We start from the raw sequence: 14389 nt of genomic DNA on the forward strand, positions 1-14389 counted from the left end.
TTTATCTTAATCGCTATTGTGTGCGATGAGAGAAGTGAACAAATTTCTATTTAATTGTAAGAGGAATGTTGCGTGGCGGGTACAAATAAAGACCAATTAATAGTATTGGGCGCAGGTTGGTTGGGTCGGCCATTGTGCTTACAACAGCTTGCAAAAGGCTGGGATGTTCAAGGCACTCATCGTAGCGCTGAGCATCAACATGCTTTTCAGCGCCAGTTAGTATTTGCAGATCAGCAATTAGTTCATCAACTAGATTTATATAATGCGTGGTGGGTGTGTGCTATACCACCACGTAGTCGCCACGCTGATAGCCATTATTTAGCCACGTTAAAATTAGCCATTGAACTGGCAGGCACCATGAATGCAAAAGGTTTTTTGTTGTGTTCATCAACGGCTGTTTATGATCAAGATAATCTAACCTATACAGAGCAAAGTGAGATTAAAGTAAGTACTGCACGCCAACAGCCATTAATTGATGCTGAGCAACTGGTATTAAATGCGGGTGGAAAAGTACTTAGACTCGGTGGTTTAATTGGGCCAGAGCGAGAGCCAGGGCGTTTTGTGGCAGGCAAAGAACTACAAAGTTCGAGCAACCAAACCGTTAATATGGTGCAGCAACAAGATGTTATTAATGCGATTGTTAGTGTGTTGGAGAATTGGCAAGTTGCAGCGCCAATTTACAATGTCGTCAATCCAGCTCATCCAAGCAAAGCAGATTACTATCAGCAAAAATGCCAGCAATACGGAACAACCCCCCCTACATTTACGAGTGACGAAAGCGCCGAACGCATCATTGATGGTTCGGCTATTGAATCACTTGGTTTTAACTATCAGTTTGCTATTTAAAACGACGGTAATACGCCTTTAGGTAATAAATTACACAACTCACCTTGCTGTAATAATAAATTAGCTGCTTCGATATCTGGGCCAAAATAACGGTCTTTATCGTAGTAGCTCACTTTTGTGCGCAGTGTTGCTTTAGCTTGTTCAACTTTGGCTGATGCCTGCAATGGCTTTCTAAATTCTAACCCTTGCGCAGATGCCAACCATTCAATTGCCAGTACGCCTTGCGTGTTATCAGCCATTTCTTGCAGACGACGTGCTGCAAAAGTTGCCATAGAAACATGGTCTTCTTGGTTCGCTGAAGTTGGTAAGCTATCCACAGAAGCAGGGTGCGCCAATGATTTATTTTCAGACGCTAATGCTGCTGCGGTTACTTGTGCAATCATAAAGCCTGAATTAACGCCGCCGTTTTCAACTAAGAAAGGTGGCAACTTTGATAAGTTTGAATCAATCAGTAACGCAATACGACGCTCAGCTAGTGCACCAATTTCGGCAATCGCTAATGCTAAATTGTCGGCTGCCATAGCCACAGGCTCGGCGTGGAAGTTACCTCCCGAAATAATATCGCCTACATCAGCAAATACTAATGGGTTGTCGGTTACACCATTAGATTCACACAACAACACTTCGGCGGCTTGGCGAATTTGTGTTAAGCATGCACCAAGTACTTGTGGCTGACAGCGTAGGCAATACGGGTCTTGTACTTTTTCACAATCCACATGAGCTTCGCTGATCTGTGAATGTTCACCGAGCATATCGCGAAACATTGCCGCGGTATCGATTTGACCAAGTTGGCCACGAATTTCATGAATACGTGCATCAAATGGCGAACGACTTCCCATTGCAGCTTCAATACTAATTGAGCCAATCGCGCAGCTTTGTGCATATAAATCCTCGGCCCGAAATAGCCCTTGAAGCGCAAATGCGGTAGAGGCTTGAGTGCCATTTAACAAAGCCAAGCCTTCTTTAGCGGCCAGTGTTAATGGCTCAAGACCGGCTATTTTAAGACCGTCAGCAGCGCTAATGAGTTTACCTTGATAGCGCATTTCGCCTTCGCCGAGCAGTGGTAAACACATATGTGAAAGTGGCGCTAAATCGCCAGATGCACCTACCGAGCCTTTTTTTGGCACGCATGGATAGACTTGTGCAGCAAGTAACTGCATAAAGAATTCGATCACTTTTAGGCGAATGCCAGAAAAGCCACGTGATAATGAATTAATTTTCAATACCATCATCAATCGTACTGTGCTGTCATCCATATAAGCACCGATGCCCGCAGCATGGGAAAGTACAATGGATCGCTGGAGTAACTCTAATTCATGTTCAGCAATTTTAGTATTGGCGAGTAAGCCAAAACCGGTATTAATGCCATATACCGTTCTGTGTTGATCAATCACGTCTTGCACGGTTTGTGCACTGGCTGCTATTTTTATCTCGCTATCTTTGGCGAGCGTTAACGTCACTGGTGATAAATTAATTTGACGCAGTGTTGCTAAATCGAGCTTTCCAGGTGTTAGGGTGAGTTTAAACATGATTATTCCTTATTTAACATTGGCAGGTCGAGGCCTTGCTCGGTCGCACAATTAATTGCAATATCGTAACCTGCATCCGCGTGGCGCATAACGCCCGTTGCAGGATCATTCCATAATACGCGGCCAACCCGCGCAGCTGCTTCGTCGGTGCCATCAGCAACAATGACTACGCCAGAATGTTGGCTAAAGCCCATACCTACACCACCACCATGATGAAGTGACACCCATGTTGCACCTCCTGCGGTATTCAGTAATGCATTAAGTAATGGCCAATCTGATACTGCATCTGAGCCGTCTTTCATTGCTTCGGTTTCACGGTTTGGACTCGCAACTGAGCCTGAGTCTAAATGGTCACGGCCGATCACAATCGGTGCTTTAAGCTCACCATTTTTGACCATCTCATTAAACGCCAGCGCTAAACGAGCGCGGTCTTTTAAGCCAACCCAGCAAATACGAGCAGGTAAGCCCTGGAATTGAATACGTTCACGAGCCATATCAAGCCAGTTATGTAAGTGTTTGTCGTCAGGAATAAGCTCTTTCACTTTTGCGTCGGTTTTATAAATATCTTCAGGATCGCCTGATAATGCCACCCAACGGAATGGACCAATTCCTTCGCAAAATAATGGACGAATATAAGCTGGCACAAAACCTGGGAAATCAAAGGCATTTGTTACGCCTTCGTCAAATGCCATTTGACGAATGTTATTGCCGTAGTCAGTTGTTGCAGCACCAGCTTGTTGTAGTGCTAACATTGCGTTGACTTGCACAGCCATAGATTGCTTAGCTGCTTTGACAACCGCTTGTGGATCTTGTTCACGCATTTTAGCCGCGTGTTGCATGCTCCAACCTTGCGGTAAATAGCCATTCAACGGGTCGTGAGCAGAGGTTTGATCGGTCACTACATCGGGAGTAATAGCTCGGTTAACAAGCTCACTAAATACATCAGCGGCATTACCAAGTAAGCCGACTGACAGCGCTTCGCCTTTGCCACACGCCTCGTTGATAAGCTCCAGTGCATGATCTAAATCGGTTGCTTTAACATCCACATAGCGGGTTTTGATCCGAAAATCGATACGCGTTTCATCGCATTCAACTACGAGTGCGCTAAATCCCGCCATGGTTGCCGCAAGTGGCTGCGCGCCGCCCATACCGCCTAAGCCACCGGTTAGCACCCACTTTCCAGCAGCGTCACCATTAAAATGTTGTTTTGCCATTGCTACAAAGGTTTCGTAGGTACCTTGTACTATGCCTTGTGATCCAATGTAGATCCATGATCCCGCAGTCATTTGCCCATACATCATCAAACCAAGTTTATCGAGCTCGTTAAAATGCTCCCAATTAGCCCAGTGAGGTACTAAGTTTGAGTTGGCAATTAATACTCGCGGTGCATTACTGTGAGTTTTAAATACCCCAACAGGTTTGCCTGATTGTACGAGTAGCGTTTCGTCGTCTTCGAGTCTGTCGAGAGTTTCGATGATTTTATCAAAGCAAGGCCAATCACGCGCTGCACGACCAATCCCACCGTACACAACTAAAGCATGTGGATGTTCGGCTACTTCAGGATCTAAATTATTCATTAACATGCGCTTAGCTGCTTCGGTGAGCCAGCTCTTAGCGCTGATTTTATCGCCGTGTGGGGCGCGGATAACGCGAGATTCATCAAGTCTGTTGTTCATAGATTACTCCTGTTGTATATACAAGCTTATTGGTTTCAAAAAATACGCTGTGAAGCGCATCATTTTGATTTTTATATTCTTTCTAATGTTATTTTTTACATATTACTTTTTAAAAGTTAAATGTCCGCCTAAGCGATACTTACTACCCGGTGATACTAAACGGGCAAAACTAACAATCCCAGATGATGACCAAGTACGCCTAATCACCTGTAAGCATGGCTCTTCATGGTATAAATTAAGCCATTGGCACATTTCGCTGTTAGGCATTATTGCTTCTACCGTATGGCGCGCTTCAGTTAATGGTGCGACGCTCGATAAATATTCGTGCGGAGTTAACGCAGTAAAGTCTTGTTGAAGGTAGCTTGTTGCTAGGGCCGGGTTAACAAAGCGCTCCTCAACTTGCAGTGGCTGTTCGTTTTCGTTATGCACTAATACACTGCGATACACCACGCTATCTACTTCAACACCCAGTGCAATCGCAATTGGCGCAATGGCGCTGATAGATTCAAGCACTAATACTGTACAGCTGTAATTGCCGTTACGGGCTTTGACTTCATCTGCTATATTTTTAATTTCAAGCAATGATGATTGTGATTTAAAACTGGCAACAAACGTGCCTAAACCTTGGCTACGAGTAAGAATACCTGCTTCGGTTAATTCGCTTAACGCTCGGCGCGCAGTCATTCGACTAACACTAAATTGTTCGGCCAATTCATTTTCAGAAGCCACACGTTGGTTTTCAAGCCATGCGCCGCTGCGGATATTATCAACAATAAATTGCTTTATTTGTGCGAACTTAGGTGTCGTCATTAAATTATTATGGTCTTTTAAATTTACTATTAACTATAAGATGGCATATTTACCTTGTATATACAAGATGACTTGTTAGACTGAGAAAAAATAATTTTCGGAGTTAATATGACAACAATCACTGCAAATGATCCGGCTAATGACTGGGATTTATTGATCACCGATGCCAATATCGCAACTATGGATTGCAGTATTGCAGCACCTTATGGCGCCATCGAAAATGCAGCGCTGGCAATCCGTAAAGGTGTCATTGTGTGGTTGGGTAAACAGGCCGATTTACCTAAATTCGACGTATTAGCAACGCCGATGCTTTCAGCAAAAGGGCAGTGGCTAACACCTGGTTTAATTGATTGTCATACCCACTTAGTGTTTGCCGGCTCAAGAGCTGAAGAGTTTGAACAGCGTTTACAAGGTGTTAGTTACGAGCAAATAGCAGCGCAAGGTGGGGGGATCGCTAGTACGGTAGCAGCCACACGAGCTGCGGATCATGAGGCTTTATTTGTGCTCGCGAAGGATCGTCTCAATGCCCTCTATGCCGAGGGAGTGAGTACCGTTGAGATCAAATCTGGTTACGGACTTGATTGCGAAAATGAAGTTAAAATCCTCGAAGTGGCACGTTTGTTAGGTGAAAATCACCCAATTGATGTAAAAACGACATTTTTGGGGGCGCATGCCCTACCTTTGGAATATAAAGGTCGCAGTGATGAGTATATCGATCTGGTTTGTAATGAGATGCTTGAGCAAGTGGTCACTGCAAATTTAGCCGATGCTGTCGATGTGTTTTGCGAAAATGTTGGTTTTAGTAATGAGCAAACTCGACGAGTTTTTAATGCCGCAAAAAAACATAATTTGCCAGTGAAATGTCATGCTGAACAGCTTTCAAATCAGCAAGGAGCACAATTAGTCGCTGAATTTAATGGGTTATCTGCTGATCATATTGAACATTTAGATGAAGCTGGAGTAAAGGCCATGGCTGCAGCAGGCGCTGTGGCGGTATTATTACCCGGGGCATTTTATTTTTTACGCGAAACCAAACAGCCGCCAATTGAGCTATTAAAACAGTATCAAGTACCAATAGCGATTTCGACAGACTTTAATCCAGGTACATCACCCTTGTGTTCTTTGCAATTAATGATGAATATGGGGTGTACTTTATTTCGCTTAACTCCTGAAGAAACTCTCGCCGGAGTTACGCGTAATGCCGCCAAAGCATTGGGTTTAACTGATCGCGGAGTGTTAAAAGTCGGCATGCGTGCCGATATAGCTCATTGGCAAATATCCCACCCAGCACAATTAAGTTATCAATTTGGCGTGAATAAACTGTTAAATCTGTGGATTTTGGGTAGACTAAATTAGTCTGTTGTAATGTTGTGCTCAAAAAATGATTTTAATCGCGCTATTAACAAATACGGGACTTGAATATTCTGCAGGGAGCGCTTTTTTAAACAATATATTGACGCCTACTTTTTTAGCCGGCGCTATTTTTATGGCGATGATCTGTGCCTTGTGCGTGGTTAAAAAGCCATTACTGCGCTTTAGCTATCTCAGCAATGGGGTACTTGGGCTGGCAGTATTAAGCGGCGGCTTTAACTTTTTGGAGTTACTATTTGCACTGAGTATTGGTTTGCATTTATGGCTGGCATTTTCGCAAAATAAATGGACTATGCTCACTTTGAGCTGTTGCTCAGCACTTGTATTTACGGTGTGCTTAGCGGCTCATTTACTACTTGAGTTACCTCTTTATTTAATTGTACTGGCGAGCATTGTACTGGCTATGTCTGGCTATTTTGATGATGAAGAGCTTGTTGCTGAGGCTGATGACGCAGCGCATATAAATCACTTTATGGAGCCTGCGCCGTTATTAAATCTTCCCGATATTAAGCAGTTACGACAAGGTTATTACGACTGGCGTAAAAACAATCAACAACGAGCTGCGTTGGTGGTTATCCGGTTGGAGGGGTTTGCTCAGGTTAATCAGCATATTGGCCGAGACTTTGGGGATTTACTATTAGCGCAGTCTGCAAACCGTATTAAGCAACTACTGCTTATTGAAGAAGTGATTAATTTAGCTGGGGAACAAAAATTAGCTCACCTTGGTGGCCTTAATTTTGCATTTATATGTAATTTAGCGCAGCAAAAACATTTACATGAGCAATTAATCAATCAAATACTAGGGGCCACCTTGAAGCCGTTTAATGTGGCTAATTGCACTATTAAAGTCAATGCACGGGCCAGTTTCGTTGATTGCGATGAACAAGAAAATAGCTTTGATAATTTAATTTCGTTTGCTTACCTCGCTTTAGATAGCCACCCAAAACAACAAGTGGTGGTGTACCATCAACAAATGAGAATAGAGCAATTAGAACAGCAAGCGCGTTTGCAAGAATTAGCAAATATCGATTTTTCTAGCGAACTTGAATTGTACTTCCAACCCATCATTTGCAATCACGATGAAAAAATTGAATTTTTAGAGTTGTTACTACGTTGGCAACATCCCAGACAAGGGATTTTATCGGCTAATCGATTTATTGATGATATACGTGTTGCAGGGCTTGCTTATCCATTAGCCACATTTGTTATTGAACGCGCCGCAGAGCTTGCAATGGCATTGCGCATGGAAGGCATAACGATGCCTTTGAGTATCAATTTATTTGGCTCTGAAATGCTAAATGAAGAATTTATCGAATTCCTTGATCACATTTTTATCGAACATCAACTACAAGCTGGCGATTTAATTGTCGAGTGTCCACTTAATCTGTTTATGAGTTTAGATGAGCAAGGTAAAGCAATGGTCGCACGCATAAATAGCATTGGTATTAAAGTCTGCGTGGATGGCCTTGGTGATAGCCCTATTTGGCTTGCTAAGTTACCAAATTTAGCCGTTGCATATGTAAAAATAGCGCCTTCATTAACAGCTGATTTCAGTCATCAAAGCCATGTTCGTAGTTTGATCAGCGGTATGGTTGATATGCATAACCAACAAAATGCGAAGGTAATTTGCGAAGGGGTAGAAACACTGGAGCAGCTTAATTTTGTAAAAAGTTTAAACGCCTATGCCGCGCAGGGTTATTACTATAGTCATCCACTGAGCAGTGTTGGCATGATCTCTTGGTTAAAACAATGGCAAATAGAGTATCCGTAATCGCTTTTTAGTTTGCTTTGGCTTGTAAATAAGCATTCACGAGAGCTGTGATTATTTGCCCTGCATCGCTCATTCCAGCCTGTATACCACTAGGATGTTGGTTGGGGGCTGCTTCACATAAATGCAAGTATTGGCTGTTTACTTGACTGGCAGCTAAATGCACAAAGTGTTCGGCATCGCTAACACTAAAACCACAATTGGTATACGCACTGACGGGCATTAATGAAATGCTATCAAGATCCACTTCAACCCCAAGTGGTGCATCAATTAGATTATATAGTGCCTGCTGGCATGCTTCAGTTAAGGTTTTTTCGCGCCTCACTTGCAGCGCTTGGTAGCTATCATAACTAAATTGGGCAGCAGCTAAAGCATCAATAATTGCTTGATTGTTTTTCAGCTCGTGCATGCCAATAACATGATAATTATTTAAGTGTTGCTCGTTATATGCATAGCGAAAACCATTACCACTATGGCGGCCTTCACAGTCACGGAAATCGGCATGAGGGTCAAAGTTGATCGCGTTTATTGGGCGCTGTTTATGCTTGCTTAATGCGCGAATAATACCAAGGCAGTTATTATGGCCACCGCCAATAACGATTGGCTCTAACCCTGCAGCAAAAATTAAGCTCAGCACTTGCTCAACACGTTGATCAAGCTGGGCGCATAACTGGCGTAATTGTGTTAGTTGCTGAGGATTTTGGTTTGATAAATCGCGCGCCGCAAGAGTCAAATCGCTGATCGCTACTTCGCCTAATAACAAAACTTTTTCGTTCGCTAAAAATTGGTTATCAGGTTGATTTAAAAAGCGTTTAAGAAATGCTTGCCAGCCATCTTCGGCACCACCATTGCCTAAGTTGGCGCGAGGCCCGATATCTTCGCAAATACCTAGTAATACATACTTAATACCAAATTGCGCGGCATCGTGCATGGCTTGTAAAGGATCAACACCAGTGTCAAGTAGGGCTATTGACTGCCATGCTTTTCTTTCATTAGCGCGACTGCTACACCAAGGTTTTACAGTCGCTTCATCATAGATATGTAGGTGGTTTGACACTCGTTATTCTTCTACGATTTCCAGTTCAAGTTCTTCACCAGATAATACAATACCGGTGCTATCTGCATAGATAAAGTCGTCATCAAAGAATGATACACCAGCGAAGTTAACGCCAATGCCGTCTTCACCAGCACCGGTGCTGTCTGCTGCAACAGGGATTGAAGCAATTGCTTGAATACCTAAATCAAGCTCTTCAAGTTCATCAACATGACGTACTGCACCGTATACCACAATGCCTTGCCAGTTATTTTCTACAGCTAGTTCAGCAAGCTCGATATCGATTAATGCGCGACGAGTTGAACCACCCCCATCAATTAATAATACACATTCTTCGCCGTCTTGAGAGAGTATGTCGCGGATCAGTTCATTATTTTCAAAACATTTGACGGTTTTAATACGGCCACTAAAATTGTGACGACCACCAAAGTTAATAAACATAGGTTCGAGCACATCGACCACATCGGCAAAGTGATCGCATAAATCTGAAGTGCTGTAATCCATTTTTCTATCCTTTCTAAAGATACGTGAGCTGATGTTCAGTATACCTTTCTTAAATGCAATAACAACGACTTAATAACAGTAAATTGCGCTCTTTTTAAACAATTATTGCGCTAAAACAGGAAAAGCAATATTAGTGTCTTAAAAGCGTCACTCAATTGTTATTTTCACCGCCTAAGCTGAAATTGTGTACAGAGTTTGCACAATTAAAGGAGCAAGTAATGAGTGAGAACAACATGCTAAAAAAAGTTGTCCAACTGGACCAAAGTTTGTTTTTGATGCTATTTAATGGCAATGCCCCAAAATGGTTAAAAAATTCAGCTTTAGGTTTCTCAAAAACAGGCAATGGAGGGCTTTATGTATTAATCGCTGTTGGTTTTGGCTGGCTTAGCAGTGAAGCTGAATTACGGCTTATGGCGATGACTCTATTGCTGGGCTTTTTAATTGAGCGACCCATTTATTACGTGGCTAAAAATAGTTTTGCCAGAATTCGGCCATGTGATTGTTTAGTAAAAGGCGCTTACATTACGCCCAGCGATAAATTTAGTTTACCGTCAGGGCACAGTGCTGGCGCATTTTTAGTTGCCGTTATCTTAGCGCAGTATTTCCCGCAATTCGCAGAGTTATGTTTTTTGTGGGCAACGGGGGTCGCAGCATCGCGGGTGTTACTTGGGGTACATTTTCCTGTTGATGTAATGCTTGGTGCATTGATGGGGGGAAGCTGTGGTTTATTGGCAATCTTGATAGTGGCTACCTTATGAAAATACTTTATGGCATTCAAGGGACCGGTAATGGTCATATAACCCGAGCAAGGGTGATGGCGAATGCGTTTAAGCAAATGGGGATTGCTGTAGATTATGTGTTTTCAGGGCGAGCCCAGCAGAATTACTTTGATATGGACGAGTTTACTAATTATCGCAGCTTTCGGGGGTTATCTTTTACTACTCAAAATGGTCAAGTCAATAGTTACCAAACAGTGAAAAATAGCCGTATATGTAGATTACTAAAAGACATAAAGCAGTTAGATGTATCGGGTTATGATTTTGTGTTTAATGACTTTGAACCGATCACTGCATGGGCAGCAAAACGCCAAGCAGTGCCAGTAATAGGCATGAGTCATCAAGCTGCATTTTTATCACCCAAAGTACCAATGTTTGGCCATAGTTTACTGCGCCGCTCATTAATAAAATATTATGCTCCTGCTGATACCTATTTAGGCGTGCATTGGCAGCCATTCGCACAAAATATCATCCCTCCTTTTATTGCTCATCATCGACATGATAATCCGGTCAATGTTGACAATAAAGTATTGGTATATTTACCTTTTGAAGAACTGCGAAGTGTGATTGATTACTTACAAGATTTTCCTGAAAAAGAATTTTATTGTTACCACCCGCAAGCTCAGGATAGTTCATCCGCTAATATTCATCTACGAGCCCCTTCACGTGGTGGCTTTTTAAATGATTTAGCCAATGCCAGTGGCGTGATCGCAAATGCGGGTTTTGAGCTCTCTAGCGAAGCACTAAAATTAGGTAAAAAACTGTTATTGAAACCATTGTCAGGGCAGTTTGAACAAGACGCCAATGCACAAACATTATTAGCAATGAAAGCCGCGCACGTAATGAATTACTTAAACCCCAATGCGTTGGATGACTGGCTCAATAGTACATCACAAAAACAGATTAATTTTCCAAGTGATCCACAGCCATTAGTTGAGTGGTTAGCAGCTAAACAGTGGCATAACACACAGGAATTACATCAAAATTTGTGGGCTTCGGTAGGTTAAATTCAAAATCAACGGATTTTTTAAAGCACTGTAGTAAAAAAGAATAATAATGTAAGCCAATTGTTAGTTATTTAACTATACTATCTTGCAGTGATTTATTTTATAGGCTGTTGTTAATGAGTTTACTCCAAAATTTGACTATTAAACGTCGTTTACAAGTCAATGCATTAGTTGTTGGTCTCGCTATGGTCGTTATGTTGTGCGTCATTATCTATGAGGCACGCATTATGCTGAAACTAAATGAAACGATTCAGTATGCTGAAGAGCTTGATATACACGAACTGTCAATGCGTAAGTACGAAAAAGACTTTTTGTTTTATAAGCAAGAAGGCAGCTTAGAGTTATTCGATCAAGAATATGAGCAGCTACAGGTTAAAATAAAAATGTTGGCTAAGTTATCAGCCGAGCTTGATATTGCCACTGCGCAAGTCGAGCAATTTGTAGCACTTGCTAAGCAGTATAATGACGACTTTCAAAAAGTTGTAAAATTACAAAAGAAAATTGGTTTGCACCCTAAAGATGCGCTTTATGGCGAACTACGAGATGCTGTACATCAAATGGAAACGCTGTTAAATAAGCAAGATAACTATCATTTACTCACTTTGATGTTGCAGCTTAGACGCTCTGAAAAAGATTTTATGCTGCGTTTTGACCTAAAATATTTAACTCGTTTTGAAGACGGCGTATCGCAGCTAGAACGTCAAATTCGCAACGAAAACTTGGCTTCAAGTGACCAGTCTGAGCTGTTACGTTTACTTGCAATTTATAAAAGTAAGTTTAAGTCGTTAGTTGATGCGCAAGTTGCATTAGGTCTGGATTTAGGTTCAGGTGCACTTGGTAAAATGAGAGACAGCGTTAAACAAAGTGATGATTTAGTCACTTTAATTACGACTGCAACGAAACAACAAGTTGAGTCTACTGCTGCACAAGCACAAATGATTGCTATCGCAATTTTTATTGTTGCCAGCTTACTGGTGATGATTTTGGTGTACTTTACAAGTCGCTCGATTATCGTGCCGATTGAACGGGTGTATCACACCATCAATGAAATTCGTCGCAACAATGATTTACGACTTACAATAGATCATAGTGGTAAAGACGAAGTTACTACCATGACGATCGATTTTAATAGTCTCATAAATGATTTTAAAGAACTGATCTACGAAGTGAATACAGCTTTAACAACTTTAAATATCGCTACCGATCATTTATCGGAGACTACTGCTGCAACCAGCTCGGGCATGCAAGAGCAGTTGCATGAAGCTGATATGGTTGCAACCGCCGCAACTGAAATGCAAGCTACCATTCAAGACATTTCTCATAATACCGAGGCTGCAGCCAAAAAAGCAGAATCAACCAATCAAAGTGCTCAACAGGGACGCAAGGAAGTTGAAGCAACGGTTAAGCAGATCAATCAATTATCTGATTCACTGGGTAATGCCACTACCGTAGTATCACAGCTTGAAAAAGACGGTGAAACCATTGGCTCAGTATTGGATGTTATTCGTGGTATTGCTGAACAAACTAATTTACTAGCACTCAATGCCGCAATCGAAGCTGCGCGCGCCGGAGAGCAAGGCCGTGGCTTTGCTGTTGTTGCTGATGAAGTGCGTTCACTTGCACAGCGTACTCAAGAGTCAACCAAAGAGATTGAGAGCATTATCTCGATTTTACAAGGGCGTACTCAAGAAGTCGTAAGCATAATGCAACGATGCCGAACACAAGGCGGCGAAAGCGCAGCACAAGCAACAAAAGCGGGTGAACTACTGAACTCTATTACCGAAGATGTGCAAACTATTATGGAAATGAGCACGCATATTGCCACCGCAATTGACGAGCAAAGCCAAGTTGCTTCTGAGGTGAATAAAAACGTCGTGCGTATTCGTGATATCGCCGAAGATGCCTCAGCTCATTCATCAAAAAATGCACAAACTAGCGAAGAGGTATCAGAGCAAGCAAGAGTGCTTTACGCCGCGATAGATAAGTTTAAGGTTTAATATTAGGTGCTAGGTTCTAGGATTTAGGTTCTAGGAGTTAGTTGAGCTTTAAGCGCTAAGCCATAAGTTTTAAGCAGCCCTGAGTTGTTTGAAAGTTATGGCTTTTTTGTTTGGATAATTAAATAAGCGCCGCGCCTCTGAGCCTCTTTGTAAATATTTCAATTAAAGATCTTTTGCACAAAGAGAAGGGAGTGAAAAGCTTCGGGTTTTGAGCAACGAGCTGCGGGTATACGCCTAGCTCCATTGTAGGTCGTCATTTATGGCGAAAATCAATTAACTATTGGAATTGACTGCTAAAGCACGACCTACGCCAACCTCAGCCTTTAGGCCCTACCTCTAAAACGCAGCGTCTCTTGACCTCTTTGTGAATAATTCACTAAATTTTTTTGCACACAGAGAAGGGAATGAGCAGTAAATGAAGGAAACTTAGCGCTTAGTATTGGCATGCTTAAATAACTGATAATCTAACATGAATATTACTAAGCGATTGAATCAAAATAGCAACTCCGCTATGGTTAAACCATCAATAACAATAAATTAAAAACGAGTTATTCTACAGGCTCGTTAGGATTACGAGAGTATCAATGAAACTTTTAAGCTGGATTTTACTGATATTATTTATATTATCTTATGGTGGTTCTGCATTATTTTGTTCAGGTTTTGTTGATATTATTGAGCCAAATTTTGGTGAATGCTTTAACAGTGGTGTTTCATATTTTGATTATTTTCCAAAAGGTCAGTCTCCTCTTGAAATGTTAGGTGTAAAACTAATTGCGGCATGCTTAGTAATATCATTTGTTATTGGTTTTATTTATCATAAGTTTAAAGTCAGAAAGCAACCCTAACATATATGAGCCTTAACTCAGTCAATAGGCAATAGTATTACCTTTGACGGTTTAAATTCGGTAACGGCCAAACTTAAAATCAATAAACAAATTTGTTTACATCGTCTGTCGATGCAGCTGCAAGTAGCTTACGGTAATCATACTATTTTAGGACTTATTAAAAACCTAGTTACCTAGCACCTTCTCGTTACGCTTCGCTACACTCA

12 protein-coding genes are annotated in these 14389 nt (G+C 41.8%); 7 read left to right on the forward strand and 5 right to left on the reverse strand.

Annotated elements, in window-relative coordinates; translation table 11 throughout:
- Positions 1 to 72 precede the first annotated feature (72 nt).
- A complete protein-coding gene (locus FW757_RS09910) occupies positions 73 to 846 on the forward strand; it encodes an NADP-binding protein (RefSeq protein WP_182740285.1) in 774 nt (257 codons plus the stop codon).
- Here the strand turns inward: FW757_RS09910 and hutH are convergent.
- From hutH to hutC, 3 genes are all read right to left on the reverse strand, one after another.
- On the reverse strand, positions 843 to 2375 hold the full coding sequence (gene hutH, locus FW757_RS09915; protein ID WP_145238455.1) for a histidine ammonia-lyase: 1533 nt from the start codon (positions 2373 to 2375) through the stop codon (positions 843 to 845). The two genes, FW757_RS09910 and hutH, sit on opposite strands and share 4 nt — an antisense overlap.
- Before the next feature lie 2 nt (positions 2376 to 2377).
- Positions 2378 to 4051, reverse strand: coding sequence for a urocanate hydratase (hutU, locus tag FW757_RS09920; RefSeq protein WP_145238458.1), 1674 nt, complete (start codon positions 4049 to 4051; stop codon positions 2378 to 2380).
- Between the two features lie 102 nt (positions 4052 to 4153).
- On the reverse strand, positions 4154 to 4861 hold the full coding sequence (gene hutC, locus FW757_RS09925; RefSeq protein ID WP_149982615.1) for a histidine utilization repressor: 708 nt from the start codon (positions 4859 to 4861) through the stop codon (positions 4154 to 4156).
- A 108-nt stretch (positions 4862 to 4969) separates the two neighbouring features.
- Here hutC and hutI point away from each other — a divergent pair, with 108 nt between their 5' ends.
- Both hutI and FW757_RS09935 read left to right on the forward strand, forming a co-directional pair.
- A complete protein-coding gene (gene hutI, locus FW757_RS09930; RefSeq protein ID WP_182717687.1) occupies positions 4970 to 6217 on the forward strand; it encodes an imidazolonepropionase in 1248 nt (415 codons plus the stop codon).
- A gap of 130 nt (positions 6218 to 6347) precedes the next feature.
- Complete coding sequence (locus FW757_RS09935) at positions 6348 to 8003, forward strand: EAL domain-containing protein (RefSeq protein ID WP_446441192.1); 1656 nt, start codon at positions 6348 to 6350, stop codon at positions 8001 to 8003.
- Positions 8004 to 8010: 7 nt separating this feature from the next.
- Here FW757_RS09935 and FW757_RS09940 read toward each other — a convergent pair whose 3' ends face one another.
- Positions 8011 to 9057, reverse strand: coding sequence for a formimidoylglutamase (locus tag FW757_RS09940; RefSeq protein WP_182731684.1), 1047 nt, complete (start codon positions 9055 to 9057; stop codon positions 8011 to 8013).
- Between the two features lie 3 nt (positions 9058 to 9060).
- Complete coding sequence (rraA, locus tag FW757_RS09945; RefSeq protein WP_145238473.1) at positions 9061 to 9558, reverse strand: ribonuclease E activity regulator RraA; 498 nt, start codon at positions 9556 to 9558, stop codon at positions 9061 to 9063.
- Between the two features lie 218 nt (positions 9559 to 9776).
- Here rraA and FW757_RS09950 point away from each other — a divergent pair, with 218 nt between their 5' ends.
- The 4 genes from FW757_RS09950 to FW757_RS09965 all read left to right on the forward strand — a co-directional run bounded on the left by FW757_RS09950 (position 9777) and on the right by FW757_RS09965 (position 14183).
- On the forward strand, positions 9777 to 10316 hold the full coding sequence (locus FW757_RS09950; RefSeq protein WP_182794225.1) for a phosphatase PAP2 family protein: 540 nt from the start codon (positions 9777 to 9779) through the stop codon (positions 10314 to 10316).
- A complete protein-coding gene (locus FW757_RS09955) occupies positions 10313 to 11341 on the forward strand; it encodes an MJ1255/VC2487 family glycosyltransferase (protein WP_149982619.1) in 1029 nt (342 codons plus the stop codon). Before FW757_RS09950 ends, FW757_RS09955 begins: the two co-directional genes overlap by 4 nt.
- A 116-nt stretch (positions 11342 to 11457) precedes the next feature.
- A complete protein-coding gene (locus tag FW757_RS09960; RefSeq protein WP_182794226.1) occupies positions 11458 to 13338 on the forward strand; it encodes a methyl-accepting chemotaxis protein in 1881 nt (626 codons plus the stop codon).
- A 584-nt stretch (positions 13339 to 13922) separates the two neighbouring features.
- Positions 13923 to 14183, forward strand: a complete 261-nt coding sequence (locus FW757_RS09965) for a hypothetical protein (protein WP_149982621.1) — start codon at positions 13923 to 13925, stop codon at positions 14181 to 14183.
- Positions 14184 to 14389 lie beyond the last annotated feature (206 nt).

The sequence above is a fragment of the Pseudoalteromonas sp. 1181_04 genome (genome assembly GCF_052850545.1).

What these genes read in the sequence shown, in the direction of transcription:
- hutH (WP_145238455.1), bottom strand. Translation starts at nt 2,375, where the DNA reads ATGTTTAAACTCACCCTAACACCTGGAAAGCTCGATTTAGCAACACTG.
- hutU (WP_145238458.1), bottom strand. Translation starts at nt 4,051, where the DNA reads ATGAACAACAGACTTGATGAATCTCGCGTTATCCGCGCCCCACACGGC.
- hutC (WP_149982615.1), bottom strand. Translation starts at nt 4,861, where the DNA reads ATGACGACACCTAAGTTCGCACAAATAAAGCAATTTATTGTTGATAAT.
- hutI (WP_182717687.1), top strand. Translation starts at nt 4,970, where the DNA reads ATGACAACAATCACTGCAAATGATCCGGCTAATGACTGGGATTTATTG.
- FW757_RS09935 (WP_446441192.1), top strand. Translation starts at nt 6,348, where the DNA reads ATGGCGATGATCTGTGCCTTGTGCGTGGTTAAAAAGCCATTACTGCGC.
- rraA (WP_145238473.1), bottom strand. Translation starts at nt 9,558, where the DNA reads ATGGATTACAGCACTTCAGATTTATGCGATCACTTTGCCGATGTGGTC.
- FW757_RS09950 (WP_182794225.1), top strand. Translation starts at nt 9,777, where the DNA reads ATGAGTGAGAACAACATGCTAAAAAAAGTTGTCCAACTGGACCAAAGT.
- FW757_RS09955 (WP_149982619.1), top strand. Translation starts at nt 10,313, where the DNA reads ATGAAAATACTTTATGGCATTCAAGGGACCGGTAATGGTCATATAACC.
- FW757_RS09960 (WP_182794226.1), top strand. Translation starts at nt 11,458, where the DNA reads ATGAGTTTACTCCAAAATTTGACTATTAAACGTCGTTTACAAGTCAAT.
- FW757_RS09965 (WP_149982621.1), top strand. Translation starts at nt 13,923, where the DNA reads ATGAAACTTTTAAGCTGGATTTTACTGATATTATTTATATTATCTTAT.